Genomic DNA, 23,893 nt, shown 5'->3' with positions numbered 1-23,893 from the left:
TCAATACTGAAATTAGTTCTTGACATTGTGCGAGGTGACCGCTGCGGTTACGGATCGTTCTTCCGATCGCTGTTGTCTCCAAATTTCTTGAATTTTATTTTTCAAAAAGGTAGAAATTCGGAGACAAAGGCGAACGCTGTCGCTTCTTCAGATCGATTCCGTCCCCTCCGCTACTTTCGCCTTTTTCAAGCACTAATTATGATGTTCATCTTATTTTCCAACATTAACTAAAGTTTAAAATCATTCTATTCACCCGTCTAATATTCATATCGTCTCTCGTAATATGCCGTATGTATGATGCGATGATTGTAGGGCAATGCATTTTAAATTAAACTACAAAGATGTAAAATGATAGTAACGGGAGGGAAGATAATGGAACTACGACATCTGCGTTACTTTGTTACCGTTGCTGAGGAATTGCATTTTGGCCGGGCCGCCTCCCGCTTAAACATTGCACAGCCACCCCTTAGCCAACAAATTCGCCAGTTAGAAAATGAATTGGGATTTCCGCTATTATTTCGCAACAAGCAACGAGTTGAACTTACAGAAGCGGGAAAGGTATTTTTAGAAGAATGCCGGCTGACTTTGAAACATATTGAAAGGGCTGCGAACGCCGCAGAACAGGCTCATAAGGGTGCTACAGGCAGACTTGACATTGGATTTGTAGGTTCGACTACTTATAATATTGTTCCTATTCTGCAGAACTATCGTTTGCGGTTTCCTTCAGTGAATTTGGTGATACATCAAATGAAAACGTCCAACCAATTGCAAGCTTTGCATGATGGAAGTATTCATTTGGCTATCGTTCGGACCCCAATCCAAAATCCTTTATTGAATTCCAAAGTCATTCTTAGGGAGAAATTCATCGTGGCTCTTCCAGATACGCATCCATTAGCAAGCCGAACAAGTTTACGTACACAAGATCTTGCCAATGAAGAATTTATTATACCTTCCCGAAATAACGGTTCGATTTACCATGATGCTGTTATCAATCTATGTTATAAAGCCGGATATCAGCCCAAAATATCTATGGAAACGCCGGAAATTCTGACCATTGTTGCTTTTGTATCTGCAGGTGTGGGTGTTGCCTTTGTCCCCGCCTCATTCCAGAATCAGAGGAACATCGGGGTCATCTATCGAGAGTTGGATGAAGCCGATTACAGCATGGAGATGTCTTTTGTGTGGAGAAAAGAGGAGAAATCGCAAGTTTTGCAGGAGTTTCTTAAACTGATGGAATAAGGGTGCCCTAAAGGCCTTAATGGCCAAAGAGCACCCTTTTAGAGTGCTTAGATACTAGATATGTCCTTTAAATCGATCTCAGTAATTAAAACCGCTCAGCCCATACGCAAAACGAAAAGCAAGATTGTAATCCCCTCTCTCCTGTTTTACTATGAACATACAATGTTAGTAAGGAGCACTACTTATGGATTTTATAGCGATTGACTTTGAAACCGCAAACGCAAACCGCAGCAGCGCCTGTTCTCTCGGCCTGGTCGAAGTGAAGGACGGCGCCGTCGTGTCTGAACGGTCCTGGCTGATCGATCCCGGCCAGCCTTTTGATTACCGCAACATACAAATTCATGGCATAACGGAGTCGATGGTACAGGGCATGCCCACCTTTCATGAGCTTTGGCCTGAATTGCAGCCGCTGCTTGACGGCAAACACATCGTCGCGCATAACGCTTCATTTGACATGAGCGTACTGCGATATTGTCTTGACCGTGCTTCAATCGAATATCCAAGCTTCCATTATTACTGCACGTATTTGCTCAGCAAAAAAATGCTGAACTGGCTGCCCTCCCACAAACTGAACGTGCTTGCCGAATGGTACGGCATCCCGCTTCATCACCATGATGCGCTTGATGATGCCAAAGCCTGTGCGCATATATTGCTCCATCTGATCCAGCAGGAGGAACAAACCTCTGCGGAGCGGCTTTCCCTGGACTTGGGCTGCAAAATCGGCTTGATCTATCCGGGAGGGTATAAGCCCTTCTCGGCGCCGGCGAAGAAAAAAACAAAAGCCGCGAGAACCAAAGTCGTGCCGGCAGCAAAAAACTTCATCAGCGGATAATTAAAAAAGCCGCAAAAGGGAACATTCCCCTTCGCGGCTTCTGTGCTTTTCATATATGCCTCTAAACGAGACTTCCCGGTTTTTTGTGATACTTAAGAACCCCTTCCGCCGCCCGGTAAGCCAGCGCGCCTACCGTCCCCGTAGGGTTGTAGCCGCTGTTATGCGGAAATGCCGAAGCCCCGACAACAAACAGATTATCCATATCCCACATTTGCAAATATTTGTTTACCGCAGAGGTATCGGGACTGCCGCCCATAATGACGCCTCCGGTGTTGTGGGTTGATTGATAGGTCGTAATTTCATAAGGCGCAAGTTCCGTGTTTGCAACGACTTTATCCGCGCCCATCTGCTTCAAAATTTCGCCGCATTTGGTCCCCATGAATTTCACCAGTTCCCGATCCTGGTCCTCGAAGTCGAACGTAATCCGCATTAGAGGATCGCCGAATTCGTCTTTATACGTCGTATCCAGGTCAAGATAATGGTGACGGAACGGCATGCAGGCCCCCTGAGCGCCCACATTCAGATGCCGGTTGGCATATTTGATGGATGCCGCCTTAAAATCTTTGCCCCATGTCGGCGTGCCCGGAGGAACGGTATTGTTCTGGATTGGGCGCGCGCCGGTTTGGCTGAAGGATATGTTGGCGCCATGGATGAATTTCAAATCTTTATGGTCGAAATTATCGCCGTTGAAATCATCCATGCACATGCCAAGCGAACCTGCGCCCGCGAAGATGTTGAATTCCTTGTTTTCATAAAATCCGATGCCCGCTCCCTTAAGCACCTGATAGGCATAGTTTTTGCCGATGACGCCCGTTCCCGACTTCGGATCATAGGGTTTGCCGATTCCCGAAAGCAGCAAAAGCCGCGTATTGTTAAAAACATAACTCGTCATCACGACGATATCCGCCGGCTGTTCGTATTCTTCGCCTGTGGTCGTGTCGACATATAATACGCCCGTCGCCTTGCCGCCTTTATGTAAAATCCGCCTTACGTTCGAATGCGTGCGCAGCTCGAATTTGCCCGTATTCACCGCTACCGGGATCACCGTCACGACAGGGTCCGCCTTGGCGCCGTATTCGCAGCCGAAACGTTCGCAGAAACCGCAGTACTGGCAAGCTGCGCGCGCGATGCCGTCCGGGTTGGTGTATTGCTCCGACAAGTTCGCGGAAGGCATGTGATACGGATGATATTTCAAGGTTTTGCAGGAGTCGGCGAACATCTTCATGCCCGGGGTCGTTTTCATCGGCGGCGTCGGATACTTGGCGGATCGCTTGCCTGCGAGCGGGTTTTCTTCGCCGGAGATGCCCGCCGTTTTTTCGAATTTGTCAAAATAAGGCTCCAGCTCGTCGTACGTAATACCCCAATCCTGAATGGTCATGCCGTCCGGAATTTTGCTTTTTCCATAACGTTCGATCGTTTTGCTTCTAATCTCGAAATCGTATGGCAAAAAACGGAAGGTTTGTCCATTCCAGTGAACGCCGGAGCCGCCAAGGCCATCGCCCAGCAGAAAGGAACCGTAGGATCGCATCGGCAGAGCCCTGATTTTTTCGTTCCCGCGGAACGTGATCGTTTCTTTGGATAAATCCTGGAACATTTCATAACGAAGCGCATAACGCAATTCGTCGTGCACCATGTAATAGTCTTCGGTTTTGCGTTCTTTGCCGCGCTCCAGTCCGACGACGGACAATCCGCTTTTGGTCAGCTCCGCTGCGATAATGCCGCCGCCCCAGCCGACGCCGACGATGACGACATCTGTTTTGGGCAATTTCGTTGCCATTCGTATCACCTCAGGTTGTTTTTAGATGTTGTGGCGCTGAAAATCAGCCTTTTTGAACACGCACTTTTAGGAATGTGGTAGATGTTCTCTTAAGCTGACAGGCTGGATTTTTTCGAATTTATCCGCTTCGATGATATTGGTGTAGGACATCTGGTTGCCAGGGAAGTTTTTCAGCTTCCAGCCGCCCATGTTCCCGTTTCCGCCGTAAAGCGGATCCGCATAAGCTCCTTCCATCGTGCTTGAGAAAAGCGTTTTGAAAAAGCCGCTGGCTGAAATGGTGGTCAGCTTGACTTCGTCCGTTTCGAAGGCCTTCAGCACGGCGTCCTGTTCTTCCGGCGCCAGATCCTTGAACTTTTTCTGGTATTTTTTATTGCTGTAGTTTTGCATTTCCTGAAGCCCGATATCAAAAATCTCCCGGCGTTTCAAGCGGCCTTGATACCCTTGCGTCGTTTCCCCTTTAAAAAAGGGCCCTTGCATATACTCTCTGCCGTTTGTGCCCCACTCGCCCGCGAGCTGATGGTCAATAAAATAAGCGATGCCAAGCTCCTTCCCGCCGGGGCCATTAGCATCGGAAGGAAAAAGGCGGTCCGTTGCGGCCTCTGCAATCAGAAACTGCTCTTGGGTAAAATACATCAGCGCCTGGTTGAAGTTAACGACTTCGCCGGCAGGAGTTTTCGACGTTGTTCCGTTATTTACATTGTTGTTCGTAGCCGCTTTCTTTGGAGTCCGGAGCAAACTTCCGACCACGCCGCCGACGATGAGGCCGCCCACGGCATACCCGGAGTTTTTCAAGAAGTTGCGGCGCGATTGGTCGGGCTCTTTATGGTCTTTCAAATCCTGCTCTTCAGTTCCATTGGCCATAAAAGTCAACCTCCTGTTGATATGGAAATACACCAATATAGATGGGTGAAAATTCATTTTTTTGTTATTTTGTCGAATAATCCCACAAATAATACATCCTGCAAAAGATAATGCTAAACCTATGTTTTAACACAAGGGAGGGAATATCCATGAAAGGACCCTGGGCAAAGGCGGCCGTTCCCGCTTTATGTGTCGCGATTGCTTTAGCCGGCTGCAATACAGTGAAGCAAAAAACGCAAACGGCGCCTGTCAAAATCCAATCCAAAACACAGCATCAGCAGCATGCACATCATCCGGCCGAGCACCATCCGCATACGAAAAGCATCAAAGTCATTCCGCATTTTAACGGCGATAAAGTCCGGACAACCAATAAAAACGGAACCACCTACAGCGGAATGGGCTCAGGCGTCTATGGCCGCATCGGCACATCCAGCCTGCATGACACCCCCGAATCCATCACCCTCGAGAATCGGCTGGAATCGGCCGGCATCACGGGGATCAGCGTGCTCGCGCTCGGAGATTCGGTTTATATCGGCGATCCCGATCACCACATCCGCAGCAAAAACTCCAAACCCCAGCCCCATAATGTGCTGAGCCCCAATGAAGGTGCATCCGGCAAAGGGTATATGAGCCCCAAGGCCACCGGCTATTCCATCGGCCAGCGGGACATCACCGAAACGAACCGGGACCTGATCCGTCATGAGGTCGAAGGCGTTTACGGCAAAAAAGTGAAAATTTACACCGTACACGATCCCAAGGCGATCAAGACCATTAAAAAAGTGAAAACCGATGTGCGTGCAGGCAAGCCGCTCAGCAAATTAACAAGCGAACTGCAAAAGATTAAAGCCAGCGCTAAGCTGCATACCGGCAAATGAACCGCAAAACATGAACACCTCCTCTGACGCTTTCGGCGTATCAAGGAGGTGTTTTTTCTATAAGATATTCTAATTTTTTTCAGCCAGCTTTTCCGGTTCAATCTCCGTTTCATTCGTAATTTCCTCGACCACCCCTTTGGTGGATGAACGGAATTCCCGCAATGTATCGCCGACAGCCCGTCCAAGCTGCGGAAGCTTGGATGGTCCGAATACGACCAAAGCGATCATCAAAATGATAAGCAGCCCTGGTAATCCAATATTGTTAAACATGGCTCGCGCCTCCTTTCGGATCGATAAGTGGATTGCTTGTCTCCTTCTTGCGCATATACCAGCCGGAAACAAGAATGCTGAGCTCAAACAGCATAATCAGCGGTATGGTCACGGACAGATGCGACACGAAATCCGGCGGGGAAATCATGGAGCCGACGATGGCCAAAACCAGATAGACATATTTCCGGGCTTTTTTCAGCAGCGCAGGCCCAAGAATGCCGAGCCGGGTCAAAAACAGGACAACCGCAGGCATTTCAAAAGCCAAGCTTAACGGAAACACAACGCTGAACAGCAGCGAAAAATATTTGTCCATCCCATAGGTCTCTACGGCTCCAACCGTTTTGTTCATTTGGGATAGAAAGGAGACCATCATCGGAAAAGCGACATAAAAGCTGAAGGCAGCCCCGATGATAAACAGGACAAAAGCCAGCGGAATAAAACAAAAGGTTTTTTTCGCCTCCTCTGCGGTCAGGCCTGGACGGACAAATGCCCAGATATGGTACAGCGCAAGCGGCAGCGTGAAAAACACAGCGACCAAAAAGCCGCATTTCATGTAAATGAACATGCCGTCCGTCAATGAAAACACATTCCAAGCGATGCCGGCGGCGGCGGGACGATTTTTAATATACAGCAGCACTTGGGGCGACATATACAAACCCGCAGCCAGCGTTACGATAAAAAAGAGCATTACCCAAATCAGCCGTTTGCGCAGCTCGGTCAGGTGTATGATCCATTCATCGCTATTCATCTAATGAACCGCCTCCTCCTCTGGCCCCCCGCTAGGATCAGCATCATCTTTCCGAGAGGGACCCGCGAATATGTATATTGTATCCAGAATTTGCAGAATTATAGCTATCCATGTCGAAAATCGGCGAACAGAGATCAATAGGCGTTCATTTATACGGAAGGCATCCGCAGCTGGTGACAGCTTGGATGCCTTTGTTTTATGATTACAACCATATATAAAATTCAATTAATCCACCTTGGCTCCAAAGGAACGGGCCACATTCACGGCCTGCTCCAAATCAATCCTTACCCCCGTTAGATCAAATGACCGGTAGTCGATTCTATCCATTTTCGCTCCGCGCAGATCGGCTCCCTTTAAGGATGCTTTGAACAGCTTCGCCCCGGTAAGATCGACTTCCCGCAGATCCGCCTTTTGAAGATTGCTTTCGCTAAGATCCGCTTCCATCAACCTCATGCCCCTCAGTATCTGCTTCGACAAATTTACCTGCCGCAGGTTCGTGTATGACCAGTCCCCTCCCCGAATGGTTATACCATCAAGAAGCGCTCCAGCGAAATCACTGCCGACCATCTTGCAATCCTCGAATTTGGCGACAAACAGGTTCGCTCCCGCAAAACGGCAGTTCGTAAACGCCGAACGAGTATGTAAAGATGCATTAAAAGCCGCACCGCCAAAATCGCATTCGATAAACCGGCAGCCGCTGGTCCAGATTTCATCGAGCTGCGTTCCGCGAAAATTGCAGCGAGTAAAGATGCACCCCTTAAGCTCCCCATTTCTTAAATCCGCCTGGCTGAAATCCACCCTTTCGTATTCCTCATCTGTATATTGAAACACCGGCAGCTCCTCCTTTCCGTTCAAAACGCCAATTTTTGAAACCTAATGCCATGATCGTAACAAAACATACGTTCCTTTCACAATGACCTTCCGGGTTTATTTTTGAGTAAAATCCGAAAAACGCAACCCTAAAAACGAAATTTCATACCTGTTTCTTCCTTTCATCCCGGCCTACAATTAGAAGTGCAATGATTTGAAAGCACTTACACATACACAGGAGGTTCGATCGCATGAGTGCCAAACTCGGCGCAGAGTTTATGCAGCCGGATTCCGCTGCCCCGGGGGGCAGGAGGAAAACGCTGCTGCGCAAGCTGTGGAGTCAGAAATACTTGCAGGTGATGGCGCTGCTTGGCGTCGCCTGGATGATTATTTTCAATTACATACCGATGTACGGCATCATTATCGCATTCAAGCAGTATGTCATCACCCATTCCATTGCGGAAGCGCCTTGGGTCGGATTGGACAACTTCAAAGCGTTTTTTGAAGACGAAGATCTGCCGTTGGTCATCTGGAATACCCTCGGCATCAGCCTGCTCAAGCTGATTATCGGTTTTCCGCTGCCGATCTTGTTCGCCCTTTTCCTGAACGAGCTGAGGTCCATCCGGCTAAAAAAAGCGGTGCAGACCATTTCCTATCTGCCCCATTTCCTGTCCTGGGTCATTCTCGGCGGTATCCTGGCTACCTGGCTTGCGGATGTGGGGATCATCAATCATATCCTGATGGCGCTGCACATCATCAAGGAACCGATCAGTTACTTGGCGGAGCCCAAATATTTCTGGGGTATCGTCGTTGCATCGGATATATGGAAGGAACTTGGCTGGTCCGCCATTATCTATTTGGCCGCGATTGCCGGCGTTTCTCCGGATCTGCACGAGGCCGCAACCATCGACGGCGCCGGGCGCTTCCAAAGGATGTGGTATGTGACGCTGCCAGGCATCAAAAGCACCATCACGATTCTTTTTATTCTGGCCGTCAGCGGCATTCTGAACTCGAACTTCGATCAAATCCTGGTGCTTCGCAACTCGCTGAACGAAAGCGCCAGCAACGTGATCGACGTGTACGTATATCAAACCGGCCTTGTGAATAACCGTTTCTCCTATTCCACGGCCGTAGGCCTGATCAAATCGCTGATTGCGCTTGTGCTGCTCCTGATCGCCAATTCGGTATCCAAAAAAATCAATGATACATCCCTATTCTGATACAAAGGTGGTTAAAGTCCCATGTTCAAACTGAATCGCCGAACCGCCGGGGATGTGGCGTTTGACGCTTTCAACGTGCTGATCATGCTGGCCGTTTGCTTTGTAACGCTCTATCCCATCTGGTATGTGCTCGTAAACTCCTTTAATGAAGGGCAGGACGCCATGCGCGGCGGCATCTATTGGTGGCCGCGGATCTTCAGCCTGGAAAGCTATGAAGCTGTTTTCCGCAGCAGCGGTATCATGACCGCGATGGGCGTGACGGTGGCGAAGACGCTGCTCGGTACGGTGCTGCATGTCTTTTTTACCGCGATGGTAGCCTATGCCTTCTCCCGCCGGGATTTAGCCTTACAAAAGGTGTATATTTTGATCGGCACCGTCACCCTTTTTTTCAACAGCGGCCTTATTCCGTACTACTTGTTGATCCGCGACCTGCATTTGCTGGATAACTTTCTCGTTTATATCATTCCGGCGATGTTCAGCTTTTTCGATCTGATTATATTTATGACCTTCTTCCGGGAAATCCCGGATGGACTCGAGGAAGCGGCGAAAATCGACGGAGCCAACGATTTTTCCATCTTCGTACGCGTCATTATCCCGGTCTCCATGCCAGTCATCGCTACTATCGCCCTTTTTCACGGGGTCTATCAGTGGAATGATTATTTTACAGGCATGATCTACATCAACAATATGGATCTGCAGCCGATTCAAACCTATCTCTATCGGATCGTCGCGCAATCCAGCTCCAACCAGATGGCATCGGCCATGCCTGGAGGCATTTCCAAAAACGTTACTTCTCAATCCATCAAACTGGCGACCATGGTGGTGACAACGGCGCCGATCGTGATCGCATACCCGTTCCTGCAGCGGTATTTTGTCAAAGGTCTTATGATCGGCTCCATCAAAGGTTAATAGAGGTTGTTCAAAAAGTCCGCTTTTGATAAGAAAAACATCTATCGACGTACTTTCTATGAAGCCAGACCGCTTTTAGCAGATGTTTTTCTTGCGATATAGAATTTCATCAGCGCAGCTGATAATTTATAAATTCTATATCTAACACGAAGTGAATCAGGAAGCACCTTTTTGAACACGCACTAATAGGAAGCTTTTTTCTAATCGGCAACACATGCTTCACCAAAATATAACGAGAGGGGTAAATTTGATGAGAAAAAACGCATTTCGCAAGAGCAGCCTGCTGCTCGTGGCTTTTACGCTGATGCTCTCGCTCGCCGCATGCGGCGGCTCATCCGGCAAGGACGAACCCAAATCGGCAGAGCAGCCAGGGAACAAGACCGAATCTTCCCCGGAAACGAAAACGGCATCCGCCGATGAACCCGGCTGGAAACTCGACACTTCGCCGATCACGTTCGACTGGTATTTGAATTTCTCCTGGTTCGCGAACAAATGGGGCGTGGATCCGACCTCCCAATACGTCACGAAAAAAACCGGCGTCAGCCTCAACTTCATCGTGCCGGCAGGCAATGAGAACGAAAAGCTGAACACGATGATCGCTTCCGGAAGCCTCCCGGATTTCATTACGCTGGGTTGGTGGGAAGACGGCGTGAAATCCATGATCGAAGGCGATCTGGTACTGCCGCTGAACAAACTTGCGGAGGAATATGATCCTTATTTTATGAAAGTGGCCGATCCGGCCAAGCTGGCTTGGTACAAACAGGATGACGGCAACACGTATGTGTATCCGAACTCCTCTTCTTCGCCGAAAGATTTTGAGAAATATTCGCGGGATTATGTTTCCAACCAGACGTTCCTTGTCCGCAAAGACATGTATGAAGCGCTGGGCAAGCCGGATATGCGCACCCCCGAAGGTTTCCTGAATGCGCTCAAAATGGCCAAGGAGAAATTCCCTCAAGTGGAAGGACAACCACTGATCCCGTTTGGCTTGACCGAGTTTAATGATGTAGGCAACGGCAGCCTTGAAGGCTACCTGCAGAACTACTTGGCGATTCCGTATGAAAAAGACGGGAAACTATATGACCGCCAAACCGATCCCGAATATATTCGCTGGCTGAAAACCTTCCGTCAGGCGAATGAGCAAGGGCTGCTGGCCAAAGACGTCTTCATCGACAAACGGCCGCAGATGGAAGAGAAAATCGCCCAAGGTCGTTATTTCGCCATGCTGTATCAGCGCAGCGACCTGACGGCCCAAGAGAATGCACTGTATGCCAAAGATCCGAATTCCGTATATATCGCGGTTGACGGCCCCGCCAACTCGAAGCTGGACCCGCCGACGCTCGCCGGACCGGGCATCTCCGGCTGGACAGTAACGCTGATCTCCAAAAAGGTCAAAGACAAAGCCAGAGCCATCCGGTTCCTTGAATACCTCATCAGCGAAGAAGGTCAAAAGGATCTTTACCTCGGCGAAAAAGGCGTAAGTTATGATACGATTGACGGCAAAGACCAATTCAAACCGGAAGTGCTGGAGCTGCTGAACAAGGACCGTTCCGCGTTCGATAAAAAATACGGCTCTTCCCTCACCTTCTGGATGATGCAGGACACCAACATGATCCTGCAATGGCAGCCGCCTAGCGTCGAACCTTTCAAGCAAATGGAAGATTGGACCAAAGGCAAAACCACAAGCTTCTCGCAATACGACAACATCAATCCGACAGGCAACTCGGCAGAAGGCATCGCCAGCACCAAGATTGCGCAAACTTGGGGCAAAACGCTGCCGAAGCTCCTAATCAGCAAATCGGACGAAGAATTCGACAAGATCTGGAACGAGTTCCTCGAGAAGCGGGACAAAGCCGGTTTCAACAAGGTCGAGGCATATAAACAGGCCAAATTCGAAGACAATGTGAAAAAGCTTGCAGAGTTTCTGAAATAAAGATTTGCAAAAATCCTGAAATAAATAGCAGTGAACCATCCAAAAAGCCCCATTTTTGCGCGGGCTTTTTGGATTTTCATCTTTAGATCATGCCGCATGGCAAAAACAAACCGGATGTGATTCCAATGTACGAACGCTTACGCGGATGGATACGGCTTTTCATTCGCAAACTGGAGAATTATTCGCTGCAGCAGCGTCTGTTTTTCTCTTATATCATCATCATTTTGATCCCGAGCATCGTGTTCTCATTAATCATTTTCAGGCAGCTGAACGAAAGTTTCACCAAAGACATCATCCGTAAAAGCGAAAATTCGATCGAAATCGAAAAAAACAACATCAAAAACAATATGGAAACGATGGAGCGTGCTGTGCAGCTGACCCTCTCCGACCGTGAAGTCATGTATTATCTCGACCGTGCGGATGAAACGGACACGGCTGAGCTGATCGATTTCAGCAACAGCACCGTTAACAGCATATTGCGCCTTCAGTTCAATAACCCGGATCTCGAGCATATCCGCATATTCTCGGACAATCCATTCCTCAGCGAAATCTGGCCCGTTTTCCTGAAGGAAAACAGGGTGCGGGACGAGGCCTGGTACGAGAAGCTCGACCGCATGAACGGTGCGGGCTTATGGCAGATATCGGAACGTGACAAAGAGCCGATCCATAATCTTGTTCGGGATGAAAAAGAGTTCCGCCAGAAAATGTCCCTGCTTCGCGAAATCGAATATCCAAAAGGCAAACATATTGGCCTGATCCAAGTCGATATGCTGCTAACCAGCTTTTTTCCCAGCACCTTCAAAATCAACGACACCGGGCAATCGCAAATGCTTATTATAAATGACAACGGACGGATGCACTATCCCGATAAAGCCCCCCTGCTCTCCAACGTCCAGCTTGCGGAAGCGAGGTTAGGCGATAAGCTTCATCATACGGTTGAAAACACATTCGTTCATTTTAACTTGAACCTATCCGGCAAACCTTATCTTATCGTGTATACGTACATAGACAGCATCCGGGCCTACATTGTGCAGATCACTTCCATGCAGGCCGTGCTGGCCGAGCTAAACAAAACGCGCAATAACATTCTGATGGTGAATGTAGTGCTGATTGCCATTTTGTCCGTCTCTACCTTTTTTCTCAATTCGCTTATCTTGAAAAAACTGCGGCAGCTGACGCTGTCGATGAAAAAAATCCGCCTCGGAGATTTCAATATCCAGCTCCCGGTTGGCGGCGGCAGCGAGGTCGGGGAACTTACCCATCATTTCCGTAAAATGATCAACAAAATCAATGAGCTCATCGCCGATGCGGTCAACAAACAGGCTGCTACCAAGGAAGCCGAGCTGAAAACGCTGAAAAACCAGATCGATTCGCACTTTCTGTACAATACGCTGGAAAACATCAAAATGCTGGCTGAAGTGGAAAATCAGCGGCCTATCTCCGATGCCTTGACCTCGCTGGGAAGCATGATGCGTTACAACCTGAGATGGAGCGGCGAATTTGTCCGTTTGCGCGAGGAAATCAATCATATCCGCCATTATCTCGCATTGATGAACCTGCGTTTTGAACAAAGAATTCATTTCCGTATGCAGCTGGGAGAGCCGGAGTATGAACTTGAGGTGCTGAAAATGTCCCTGCAGCCCATCATCGAAAACGCCGTTAAACATGGACTGCGCAGCGGCAATTCGGAAAACTCCGATTTGAATATCTCGTTAAAAACCTTCACTGAAAACCGGGCGCAGATTATCGTCATTGAAGATGACGGAACAGGAATGTCCGCCGAAAAAACAGTGGAGTTGAACCGCAAGATCCGCTGTTTGGAACACGAAGGCCCTCCGCTTGTTCTAACTGCCGTCACCGACGGTCTCGCTCATGGAGAACGAAAGGGCAGCGGCATCGGCCTGCGCAATGTTCACCAGCGGCTGCAGCTGTTTTACGGTCATGAATACGGCTTATGGGTTGAAAGCGAAGAAGGAATATACACCCGGGTTTTGATGAAAATCCCTCGTCACAACTTCAATGGAGGCGAATCCTGATATGTACAAACTTTTAATCGTGGATGACGAACGTAACATAAGGGCCGGTTTAAAAGCCATGATCGAAAGAGAGTATCCTTTCATGTACAGCATCCGGCTAGCCGCAGGAGGAGCGGAGGCCTTGGAGCTGTACCGCGATGAAAAAGCCGATATGCTCATAACGGATATACGTATGCCCGGCATGGATGGTCTGGAGCTTATTCAGGAGCTCAGCCGAGATCCCCTTCCTCCGGCTTTCGTGATCCTCAGCGGCTATGATGATTTTCAATACGCTAAAGAGGCGATATCGTATAAAGTCAGGGAATATCTACTGAAGCCGATCGTGCGCGAGGAGCTGTACCAAGCCTTGGAGCGGACAACAAACGATCTGAAGCAGGAGCATGAGATGAACCGCAATCTCGAAGAACTGGTCAAATACCGCGAAGAACACGCAGCCGACCAGTTAAATTATATTTTCCTCCATCCGGATATTTCGAAACCCGAAATGGAGCAGCGGTGCGCCAAGGCTGGCCTTCATCTCTTGAATCAATCCTATGTCTGCGGCGTGATGCAAACCTCACGCTCGCAAAATGAGGTTTTGAAAAAGCTGTGGGCTGATGCTTTTTCGGGTGATGCCTGCGTCTGCTTTGAAGATAAAGATAAAAACGTGGTCGTCATTGCTTCGGATGAGCCAGCCAAGGCCGCTTTCACCCGGCTGCTGCATGACAAGAGGCTGGCGGTCTGGATTGGCGTCAGCGCGAATGCGGTAGGGCCCGAACAAGTTAAAACCAGCTACATTCAGGGAAAACAAGCTCTGAAATATAAAATGCTAAATATCAATCAGAACGGCGCCCTCTTTTATTATGAAGATGTCAACCGTCTCTTCGCGCCACAGGACTATCCGGAAGAAAAATTCCGCAAGCTGGCCAATCTGTTGGGAACAGGAAAAAAGCAGGAGATCGCGGATGTGCTGCATGGGATCATGGACGTGCAGGAAATCAAACGTTATGATATCTCGTATCTCGAACAGCTCAGCCGCTTATTGAATGAACTTGTATTTGACCAGGTATTTGCAAGCTATGGGGAAGCATCGGTTGAAATTTTGAAAAGCTACAAAAAAGTAGGTTATCTATACCACAGCGAAACGCTAAGCGGCTATATCCATGCTGCGGAAGACCTGCTGCTGCGGCTGGACAGCTACATTAATGATATTAAAGATGCGCATGTCGGGCATGCGGAGATGAAAGCAGCCATCGATTATATCCGGCGGAATTACGACAAACCGCTCAACATGGCGACCGTATCCAATTATGTCTCGCTGAATTATTCTTATTTCAGTGAATCCTTTAAACATTTTACCGGGATGAGCTTTGTTCCCTATCTAAAAAAGGTACGGATCGAAAAAGCAAAAGATCTGCTGAAAAGAACTCATGGAAAGGTATACGAAATTGCGGAGCAGGTCGGATTCGAAAACGTCAAACAGTTTAACCGGGTCTTCCGCGATCTGGAGGGAATCTCCCCCATGGAATACCGGGAAAAGGCGTTGAATAACCCCACAAATATACCCCCACAAAGTGACGTGTGACCTTCGAAGCCTATTCCGATTACTTTGCGGGGACCCCATATCTTAACTATAAAGCAGCCCAGGGTCTCATACCCTGGGCTGCCTTCGTGCATTTTTTTGTCTGTTTCCTTACATCTATTCGAGATTTGCTGCCGCAAGCAGCTTTTGCAGTGAGAGCTCCCGGGTCGATGCATATACGATATCCGCTCCGAAAGGTCCGAGGATATTCTCTTCACCGATACCCACCGCATACATGCCTGCAGCTCTGATCGCTTCGATGCCTGCTTGGGAATCCTCGACGCCGATGCAGCATGACGGGTCCGCCCCTGCCTGCTCCGCTGCCTTCAGGAAAATATCCGGCTGCGGTTTCCCTGGAATGCCGCTTGGATCTACAATGGCATGGAAATAGTCCCTCAGCTGAAGAGCATCCAGGATCAGCGGCGCATTTTTGCTGGCTGAAGCAATAACTGCCGGAATTCCATTATCCCGAAGCTGCTGCAGCAATTCCTTGATCCCTGGATAGGTATCTTCCGGAGTCAAGCTGGCCAGCAAAGCGACATACTCATCATTTTTTTGCTGAGCAAGACGCTCTTTTTCCTCCTGCGTATACTTATGTTCCTGCTGCCCATGAATCAAAATACGTTCCAGCGATTGCATCCGCTCAATCCCTTTCAGCGACTCGTTAAATTCGCTGTCGATCTCGATGCCGATTCGCTCCGCCATCTGTTTCCATGCTGTAAAATGATATTTTGCTGTATCTGTAATGACCCCGTCCAGGTCAAATAATACGGCCTGTAATTTCATGGTCACGCCCTCCTGATTGCCTATCCGTCATTTTATAGGTTGTTCAAAAAGTCCGCTTTTGATCACGAAGTGAATCAGGAAGCGGGGTCGGCATCGAATCTTGAATTCAGCCGGGCCTTCCGGTGCTCACGTACCCACTACGTACGCTCCGCTCCTTTCGTCCCTAGCTTCATCCAACCTTCTCGGTGCTGAAAACCGGCCTTTTTGAACTCGCGCTCTTACGCGCTCTTATATGGTATTACATTGTGATCGATATTTGCTTTTCTTCGGAAATATAAGTTTCGCCGTTCCATTCGAGAATAACCTTGTAGCCGGATGGATTGATGATGTCCGCTTGCAATGTTCCCAGCTTAGACATAAGCGTAATATCCACGGTAGTATCCCCGATCCGCAGCTGCCGCAGCGTGATTTGCTTGCCTTCCCAGGCGTCTGGAAGCAGCGGCTTAATATGCAGCGAACGCAGATGAGCCAGCGGCTTGATCCCGATCAAATGCCGGATGATTGGAACAGCCACCGCATATACCGTCCAGGCCTGGACCGCGCATCCGTAGTCCGGGGACATTTCGTTCATGGAACCCGGCAAAGCCATGGAGAAGGTGCTCATCATCCGCTGCAGCAAGTCCAGCGCTGCATTCGGATTGCCATAAACGGCCTCTGCGACCGCGTGCGCGCCAGTGGAAATGGTCATGATTTCGCTTTGATACAATCCGGACAGATAAGTTCCATATTCGCCGATAAATTCGCCGGACCGCATACGCTCCAAGGCGCGGCGCCCCTTCTCCGGATCGGCAATTCCCGTTTCCATCGGGGTGACAATAACCCAGTTTTTGTTGAGCAGCCAGCCGCGGTCGGCTTCTTCGTCTTCAGCCGAACCAAGCAGCCCCTCCAAGTATTCACGGTAACCCGAGATGCCATGCTTCTCGGCAATGCGAGCCAGATGATCCACTTTCGGCACGATATCTTTTTTCGGAGCGACCGCATCAGCGAAGAGACCTTCGCTTTCACACCAGTACATGTCATTGATCGCGTTTTTCATCCGGTCGGCGAGCGCTTGGTACGCTTCTGCATTGCCGAAATCGAATAAAACACCGCTCATTTGCGCAAGCGCCCACGCAGCCTGCGCCGTATATACGGCAGAGTCGATCAATTCCATGTTCAAGCCTGAAATTTCGATGATGCCGTAGCCCGAAGGGAATAAATCCTGATCCGGATCCATCTCCTGCAGCAGCCAATCCATTCCTTTCACGCATGTCTCATAGTTTTCCCGCAAAAATGCAAGATCCCCCGTCCAGCAGAACATCTCCCAGATCATTGCAATGAAATGGGCCGTTTCCTGCGTGTTCCCGGGATTCGCCACCGCGCCCATCGTCGTGATCTCATGGACAATGCGTCCGTTGCCGTTGGTTTCCCAGGACGAGCGGCGCAAAATGTCCACCGTATCTTTGGCAAGCTCGAAATCCCCGATCGCCATCAAACCTTGAATCGAATAGGAATTATCGCAGCCAAACCACCACGGATAATGCGGCGATCCTGCCGTCAGCCCGCGGCCAATCGAATCCACGCGCTGCACGAGCCACTGTGTATTCCATTTTACCCAACTGAAAATATCGTTCAGCCGTTCTTCGCCCTCCACTTCCAACCGGGAAACGGCATCGATCTGCTCGTATTTCCGCTTTTTGTCGCGAAGCAGCTCTTCATGGTCTTGAAGACGGGTGTACGTTGCCTCACATTCCGCTTGGGAAGTATAGGAACCGGCAATATACGCATGAAATGCGTAAACTTCGCCGGGTGCAAGTGTTTTCTCGGAAGTAATGGACAGCCCCGTGCCTTTTCCCGCCGTCCATTCCGGACCGATCAACCCGGCGCCCGTACGCAGCCGCTGTCCCGTTACGCCAGGCATATCCGCTCCAAATTTAACGAACCAGTCGTTTCCACTGTCCTTCGCAAGTCCAGCCCAAGCGGATACCGTCTCAAAACGGTCCTCTTCGCCGTCCCGAATCCCGATTTCCTCCGAGAACCATACGGGGCGCAGATCGGTTCGGCACAGCAGCTCCAGTTCAAGTTCAACCGGCTGGTCCGAATAATTGTGGAGCTCATAGCTCACGACCATGCCTTTTTCCAGCTCCGGAGCAAACTGGGTCCGTCTTATCGAGACCGGAATATGTCCGAGTCCATGATCGTAGCGGAATTCGCTGCCCCAGGCATAATTGATAAATTCATCGGCTTTGGCCCATACGGAAATATCGCGTTTCTTATCCTTGATCCGAAGCCAGAAGCCGTCCAGCAGCTTGATGGGATGCAGCCAGATGCCGCCCATTTCGCCCGCGAGATGATGTCCGAAGTCGGGAAAATATCCATCCTGCGTGCCGATCGCCTTCATATATTCTCCTGCCGTCAAATAAACCGGAAACGGGTGTCTGCTGCGTATGTTCTTCATCCAATTCTCCTCTTCTATCCGTGATCAAACCCGGTTATCCTGCTGCTTAACCCTTCATGGCCGAAGACAAGGAAATACCCTCAATGAAATATTTCTGCAGGAAGAAAAATACGATAATGGCCGGCAGCATAATCAGCACCGTTGCCGCCATCAGCATATTCCATTCCACGTTGTACAATCCCTTGAACATGGATAAGCCGAGCGCAAGCGTATATTTGGTGTTCGTATTCAGATAAATGAGCGGTCCCTGGAAGTCATTCCATACGCCCATAAATGTAAAAATGGCAACCGCAATCAGCGGCGGCTTGCTGAGCGGAAGCATAATCCGCGTAAAAATGCTCCAACGGGATGCCCCGTCCATAAAAGCCGCTTCGTCCAGATCCTTCGGAATGCCGCGCATGAACTGGCGGATCAGGAAGATGTTGAAGGCACCGCCACCGAAAAACGAAGGAATGATCAGCGGCAGGAAGGTATCGACCCAACCGGCCTCCTTGAATATGATAAACATCGGAATCATCGTAACTTGGCCGGGCAGCATCATGGTTGCGAGCAGCACCAGGAATAAAGAGCGCTTGCCCTTGAAATTGAAACGAGCGAAGCCATATGCGCATAACGCTGAAGAGAAGACCGTGCCGATCATAACCGGCACCAGAATGATCAGCGTGTTTTTGAGGAATAAAAAGAACGGAACGGCCGTCACCGCATTTTTGTAGTTATCCCAATGCCATACCTTTGGAATGAAGGAATCCTGAAATACCTCCGCCGGGGATTTGAGCGAGGTCGATACGGTCCACAGCAGCGGAACAAGGACGATCGCAGCCCCTGCAATCAATACAAGAAAAGTGATCAGCCGACCGATACTCCATTTATGTCGATTGATAATCATTGATGTTTTCCCTCCCTTAATCCCGGTCATCGTCGCCATTGTAGTAAACCCACATGGAAGAACTGCGGATGACAATGAGAGTGAAGATCAGGATGATGGCGAACAGTATCCAGGACAATGCCGAAGCATATCCCATTTCAAAGCTGACGAACGCCTTGTTGTACAAATAAAGATTATAGAACAGCGTGGAGTTGAGCGGTCCCCCGTTGGTCATCACGAAGGCCTGCGTGAAGTATTGGAACCCGCCGATAATCCCCATGATCAGGTTGAAAAAGATCGTCGGCGAAATCATTGGCACTGTTACACTCATAAACCGGCGGAACGCTCCCGCGCCATCCAGTTGAGCGGCTTCGTAAAGCTCTTCCGGAACCCCTTGAAGGCCGGACAGATAAATGATAATGGTATTGCCCACACCCCAAATGCCCATGACGATCAACGCCCCGAGCGCATAATTCGGATCCTGAAGCCAGGCAGGCCCTTCAATGCCGAACCATGCCAGGGCACGGTTCAGAATCCCATACTCCGGATTAAAGATCATGATCCACATCATCGAAACAGCCACGGCAGGGATGATGGAAGGCATAAAATAAATGAGGCGGAAAAACTTCATGCCCCGCGTGCGCATATTAAGCAGCAGCGCAATCAAAATGGATACGATTTGATACAGCGGTACGGATACAAGTGCAAAAATAAACGTAACTTTTAGGGATTGATAAAATAACTCATCATGAAAAATAGCCTTGAAATTATCCAGTCCTACGAATTCAATCGAACCGATGCCCGTGATGATGTCCCATTTACTGAAAGACAGCACCAAGGAAAACAGCATGGGCCCTAATGTAAAAATCAATAAACCCAAAAACCAAGGAAGGATGAATAAATAGCCGGCTCTCTCTGATCGTGAATTTCGCATGGAGACCTCCTTGACTGACGGGTGCGGTTACGGCCCGTTTCCGGGCCGCCGCAACCGGTGTAGCTTGAGGGTGAAACGGCATGGATGCAGCTCCACCCCTCCGCTTTACTTCTTAACCTTACTGTCTACGTTTTTAGCCGCTTCGTCCAGTGCTTCTTTGACGGTAGATTTCTCCAGCAGCACTTTTTCAACTGCTTTATTGAATTCTTCCGTAAAGATCGGAGCGTTAACGGAACGCATGGAAATCGGTTTTTTCGCGAATGCCATCATTTCGATAACCGGTTTGTCTACAACTTCCTTGCTTTTCACTTGATCCAGCTCAGCGATCGTTGCAGGCAGCACTTGGCCTTTTTCGGAACGAGCCTTTTGCGCTTCGGTGCCGGAGAGCCATTTCATGAGTTCAAAAGCTTCTTTTTTATGCTTGCCGTTTGCATTCATGGCCCAGCCGGCAGCCGCGATGATGCTCGCGCGTTCGCCGTTTGCGCCGGTAGGAATCAGAGCCGATCCGTATTGCACATCCGATTTATCCAGGTCAGATTTGACCCAACGTCCCGTAATCATCATAGCCAGTTTATCCGTCATGAACATGGAGGAGTCTCCGCCAAGCGTTTCGGTATCTTGAGGAGTCGGAGATACGCGGTTGTCACCTTTGGTCAGGGCTACGTATTTCTCCATCGCGGCAACGGTCTTGTCGCTGTTCATGAAACCTTCAGCCTTCGTTCCATCCTCATTGCCGATATCGGTGCCGTTCAGCCAGAGGTAGATATAAATCGGATATTCCCATTTCGTAGCATTGAAGCCAAATTCCTTGACTTTGCCCTTGTCGTCTTTTTTGGTCAATTTTTGGGCGGCGCTGATCATATCATCCCAAGTCCACTTTTCATTTGGATAAGGGATTTTGGCTTCGTCGAACATCCGCTTATTGTACCAGAGAGCGAGCGGGTTAAAGTCTTTTGGCAAATAGTACAGCTTGTCGTTGATCTTGCCCATGTTGATCAGATCCGGCTGGAAAATATCCGTTTTGAACGAGCTGTCGGATTTAATGAAATCGTCCAGCGGTTCGACAACGCCTTTATCGACGTATTTGAAATAGTCGCCTTCGCCGATCAGAAATACGTCCGGCGCTTGACCAGCTGCCAGCGAAGTCGTCAGCTTCGTAGCATAACCATCGCCCGGAACCGGCTCAAAAGTAACCTTGATATTCGGATGCGTTTCATTGAACTGGTCAGCCAGCTTTTTCTCAACGGAGTCGGCCGTAAGCTCTCCCCAAGTCGTGAATTTAAGTTCAACGACCTGATCCGAAGCGCCGTCGCCTTTGCCGTCACTGCCGGCATCTTTGGAAGAACCGGAGGAACATGCGCTGAGCACCATGCTGAACATCAAAATAAACGCGAGACCTGCAGACCATTTTTTCATAATCAATTGACCTCCCTAAATGAAAATTAAATGTGTATCATTTCGAATTGCAGCTGTCCGGTAAAAGCCGTTTTCTTCCCGTAAATCACGAGTTCGATTTCGGCGTCTTGATCCGTTTTTATCTCTACTTGATCCTCGGTGATGCTGATCTTAAGCTTTGAGCCCTTCCAGTAAAGCGGGAAGGATAACCGCTTCCATGTGTCCGGCATTTTCGGATGCAGGTGAAGCTCACCATTTAGCATTCTCACTCCCGCAAATCCCATAACAACGCATTGCCAGATTCCTCCGAGGGAGGCTGAGTGAATACCTGCGTCAGACGAGTGTTCATGCGGTCCCAAATCGATTTCGGTAGCCCGACGGAAAAGCTGATAGGCCAATTTTTTATCGTCAAAATCACTTGCGAGAATACTGTGCGTTGAGAAGGACAACGAAGAATCATGCAGCGTTTTTGGTTCGTAATAATCGTAATTTGCCCGCTTCAGCTCCGGAGCGAACCGGTTTTCCAGCAGATAGAACAACATCAGAATATCCGCCTGTTTGGATATCTGCATCTCATTGACTTGATCAAGGCTGTAATCCTGGAACAACGTTCCCACTTTCGTTTGCGATTTGTATGGCGCCAGATCGATGATTTGCTTTTGCAAATAGGTGTCGTCCTGGGCGATAATGCCGCGTTCGTCCGGCTTCGGCAAGTAGAGCGCGTCGGCTTTCTCCTGCCATTCCCGTGAAGCCTGATCCAAGTTCAGACTGGACTCTAGGCGGCTCAGCAATTCCGGATTGCGGGTCTTCAGCTCGTTGTAATATTCAAGGGCCAATTGAAGATTGAAATGCGCCATATAGTTGGTGAACGCATTGTTGTCTACATGCTCCTTGTATTCGTCCGGGCCGATAACTTCGTTGATGACATATCTGGAGCCTTCCTCGTCCCACTCCAAACGGCTTGCCCAGAAGGTTGCCGTATCGAAGATCATCTCATAACCGCATTCATCCATGAACTGCTGGTCTCCGGAAGACTGATAGTAATGCCATACGGCGTAAGCAATGTCCGAAGTGATGTGCTGCTCAATAAATCCGGACCAGATTTTCGTTTGCTTGCCCGTGACGATGTCTACGGCGCCCCATACCGGAGTCACTTCCCCATCGCTTGGCCAAGCGACTTCCCAAGGATACATCGCGCCTTTGAATCCATTTTCCCGCGCTTTTCTTCTTGCTCCCTCAAGTCCAAGATATCTGTACTCCAGAAGCGTTCTGGCCACTTTCGGCTCGCTGTAGATAAAGAATGGCAGAATGAAGATTTCGGTATCCCAGAAGGAATGCCCCTTATACCCTTCTCCGCTCAATCCCTTGGCGCCGATTCCCATACGGCGGTCATGCACCGGCGTCATCACCATCAAATGGTAAATCGCAAACCGTAAAGCCAACAAATCAAAGCTGTCTTCGGATTCGATTTCGAAATGGTATTTTTCCCAAATGCTTGCCCATGCCTGGCGGTGTTGTTCAAAGAGCTGGTCATATCCGGCTTCTTCGGCTTTCTTAAGCGCTTGCAGCGAATGCGCGCGAAGTTTTTCGAGCTCGCCTGCGCCTTCAACATCCGCATCGCGGCTTGTATGCACTTGAATCAGCTTCTGCATTTTCAGCGTCTGTCCCGCCTGCAAATCCAAACTGTAAGCCATCTCCATTTTGCGGCGTTCAATTTCCATTTGCGGCTTGATTTCGGCGGAAACGCCGTCGATCCAAAAACTGTGCAGGGCATTCATCACAAAATCAACCTTGGATTCTGTCGTCGTTTGAATCAGCTGCAAATATTTTTTGTCAAAGATCCGTTTTTCGCCCTCATGGAAATGCTGGCTGCCCGAATTGCTCATCTGGGCATTAATGCCGGACGCAAGACGAAGCGTGATGCCTTCATCCAGAGGGGTCAATTGCACCTTCATCCCGATCAGATGCAGATCATGCATCGACACAAACCGTTTGAATTCAAACCGGATTCTTTTTCCCTGATCACTCCTCCAAACAAAGGAACGGGTCAGCTCGGCATCGCGCAGGTTCAGCGTGCGCTCATAGTCGGTCACGCTCCCGGTCTCCAGTGAGAAACGCTGGCCGTCGATGAGCAGCTCCACCTGCGTAACATCCGCCGCATTCGGCAGCTCCGTTACCTCCAAATCGTCAAACCGGTTAAACGTCCCGTTCACGAATAAGTTTCGGGTTCCCCCAATATAAGCTTCCTCGGTAGCCGAGCGAAGCCCCATATAACCATTGCCAAGGGACATCACCGATTCGCATTTTCCCTGAGCCAGCGGATTGAATTTTGTCTCTGTAAAGCTCCACTGTGTAAGTTCAGGGTTGTTTATTGCATGATAATTTAGCATGTGTTTCAACTCCTG

The 23,893-nt window shown here is 49.3% G+C and carries 19 protein-coding genes; 8 read left to right on the top strand and 11 right to left on the bottom strand.

The features are described 5' to 3' along the window. The first annotated feature begins 372 nt into the window (after positions 1-372). Both L6442_RS09530 and L6442_RS09525 read left to right on the top strand, forming a co-directional pair. Positions 373-1,239, top strand: a complete 867-nt coding sequence (locus L6442_RS09530; RefSeq protein ID WP_212978656.1) for a LysR family transcriptional regulator — start codon at positions 373-375, stop codon at positions 1,237-1,239. 184 nt (positions 1,240-1,423) lie between these two features. Further along, entirely contained in the window at positions 1,424-2,071 is a 648-nt protein-coding gene (locus tag L6442_RS09525; protein WP_212978657.1) for a 3'-5' exonuclease, read from the top strand. Between the two features lie 61 nt (positions 2,072-2,132). Here L6442_RS09525 and L6442_RS09520 read toward each other — a convergent pair whose 3' ends face one another. Together L6442_RS09520 and L6442_RS09515 are read right to left on the bottom strand one after the other, a co-directional pair. Then, positions 2,133-3,848 (bottom strand): GMC family oxidoreductase, encoded by a 1,716-nt coding sequence (locus L6442_RS09520; RefSeq protein ID WP_194232832.1) that lies wholly within the window; start codon positions 3,846-3,848, stop codon positions 2,133-2,135. A gap of 66 nt (positions 3,849-3,914) precedes the next feature. Further along, positions 3,915-4,709: a gluconate 2-dehydrogenase subunit 3 family protein gene (locus L6442_RS09515; RefSeq protein ID WP_212978658.1), complete on the bottom strand. Its 795-nt coding sequence runs from the start codon at positions 4,707-4,709 to the stop codon at positions 3,915-3,917. A 149-nt stretch (positions 4,710-4,858) separates the two neighbouring features. Here L6442_RS09515 and L6442_RS09510 point away from each other — a divergent pair, with 149 nt between their 5' ends. Next, entirely contained in the window at positions 4,859-5,584 is a 726-nt protein-coding gene (locus tag L6442_RS09510; RefSeq protein WP_194232834.1) for a hypothetical protein, read from the top strand. Between the two features lie 69 nt (positions 5,585-5,653). Here the strand turns inward: L6442_RS09510 and L6442_RS09505 are convergent, their stop codons facing one another. The 3 genes from L6442_RS09505 to L6442_RS09495 form a co-directional block, all read right to left on the bottom strand. Next, a complete protein-coding gene (locus L6442_RS09505) occupies positions 5,654-5,854 on the bottom strand; it encodes a twin-arginine translocase TatA/TatE family subunit (RefSeq protein WP_194232835.1) in 201 nt (66 codons plus the stop codon). Beyond that, the gene (tatC, locus tag L6442_RS09500; protein WP_212978659.1) at positions 5,847-6,602 is read right to left on the bottom strand and encodes a twin-arginine translocase subunit TatC; all 756 of its coding nucleotides are present in this window, start codon (positions 6,600-6,602) and stop codon (positions 5,847-5,849) included. Before tatC ends, L6442_RS09505 begins: the two co-directional genes overlap by 8 nt. 225 nt (positions 6,603-6,827) lie before the next feature. Beyond that, complete coding sequence (locus L6442_RS09495) at positions 6,828-7,433, bottom strand: pentapeptide repeat-containing protein (protein ID WP_212978660.1); 606 nt, start codon at positions 7,431-7,433, stop codon at positions 6,828-6,830. Positions 7,434-7,663: 230 nt separating this feature from the next. Here L6442_RS09495 and L6442_RS09490 point away from each other — a divergent pair, with 230 nt between their 5' ends. The 5 genes from L6442_RS09490 (at position 7,664) to L6442_RS09470 (ending at position 15,074) form a co-directional block, all read left to right on the top strand. After that, entirely contained in the window at positions 7,664-8,632 is a 969-nt protein-coding gene (locus tag L6442_RS09490; RefSeq protein ID WP_194232838.1) for an ABC transporter permease, read from the top strand. A gap of 21 nt (positions 8,633-8,653) precedes the next feature. Continuing rightward, a complete protein-coding gene (locus L6442_RS09485) occupies positions 8,654-9,541 on the top strand; it encodes a carbohydrate ABC transporter permease (protein WP_212978661.1) in 888 nt (295 codons plus the stop codon). Positions 9,542-9,791: 250 nt separating this feature from the next. Continuing rightward, positions 9,792-11,474 (top strand): type 2 periplasmic-binding domain-containing protein, encoded by a 1,683-nt coding sequence (locus L6442_RS09480; RefSeq protein WP_212978662.1) that lies wholly within the window; start codon positions 9,792-9,794, stop codon positions 11,472-11,474. 125 nt (positions 11,475-11,599) lie between these two features. Next, a complete protein-coding gene (locus tag L6442_RS09475; protein WP_212978663.1) occupies positions 11,600-13,510 on the top strand; it encodes a cache domain-containing sensor histidine kinase in 1,911 nt (636 codons plus the stop codon). A gap of 1 nt (position 13,511) precedes the next feature. Next, positions 13,512-15,074 carry a response regulator gene (locus L6442_RS09470; RefSeq protein WP_212978664.1) on the top strand — a complete coding sequence of 521 codons (1,563 nt, stop codon included), beginning with the start codon at positions 13,512-13,514 and terminating at the stop codon, positions 15,072-15,074. Positions 15,075-15,188: 114 nt separating this feature from the next. Here L6442_RS09470 and pgmB read toward each other — a convergent pair whose 3' ends face one another. From pgmB to L6442_RS09440, 6 genes are all read right to left on the bottom strand, one after another. Beyond that, on the bottom strand, positions 15,189-15,857 hold the full coding sequence (gene pgmB, locus L6442_RS09465; RefSeq protein WP_212978665.1) for a beta-phosphoglucomutase: 669 nt from the start codon (positions 15,855-15,857) through the stop codon (positions 15,189-15,191). Between the two features lie 238 nt (positions 15,858-16,095). After that, positions 16,096-18,294 (bottom strand): alpha-L-rhamnosidase-related protein, encoded by a 2,199-nt coding sequence (locus L6442_RS09460; RefSeq protein ID WP_212978666.1) that lies wholly within the window; start codon positions 18,292-18,294, stop codon positions 16,096-16,098. A gap of 46 nt (positions 18,295-18,340) precedes the next feature. Next, on the bottom strand, positions 18,341-19,180 hold the full coding sequence (locus tag L6442_RS09455; RefSeq protein WP_194232845.1) for a carbohydrate ABC transporter permease: 840 nt from the start codon (positions 19,178-19,180) through the stop codon (positions 18,341-18,343). A 16-nt stretch (positions 19,181-19,196) separates the two neighbouring features. Continuing rightward, complete coding sequence (locus tag L6442_RS09450) at positions 19,197-20,093, bottom strand: carbohydrate ABC transporter permease (RefSeq protein WP_212978667.1); 897 nt, start codon at positions 20,091-20,093, stop codon at positions 19,197-19,199. Between the two features lie 105 nt (positions 20,094-20,198). Next, positions 20,199-21,509, bottom strand: coding sequence for an ABC transporter substrate-binding protein (locus L6442_RS09445; RefSeq protein ID WP_212978668.1), 1,311 nt, complete (start codon positions 21,507-21,509; stop codon positions 20,199-20,201). 26 nt (positions 21,510-21,535) lie between these two features. Next, a complete protein-coding gene (locus L6442_RS09440) occupies positions 21,536-23,878 on the bottom strand; it encodes a glycoside hydrolase family 65 protein (RefSeq protein WP_212978669.1) in 2,343 nt (780 codons plus the stop codon). Between the last annotated feature and the right edge of the window lie 15 nt (positions 23,879-23,893).

This window comes from Paenibacillus azoreducens, from assembly GCF_021654775.1.
Taxonomy (GTDB): Bacteria; Bacillota; Bacilli; order Paenibacillales; family Paenibacillaceae; genus Paenibacillus_AQ; species Paenibacillus_AQ azoreducens.
Note: the sequence above shows the minus strand (reverse complement) of the source record. Positions and strands in the feature narration are given on the sequence as shown.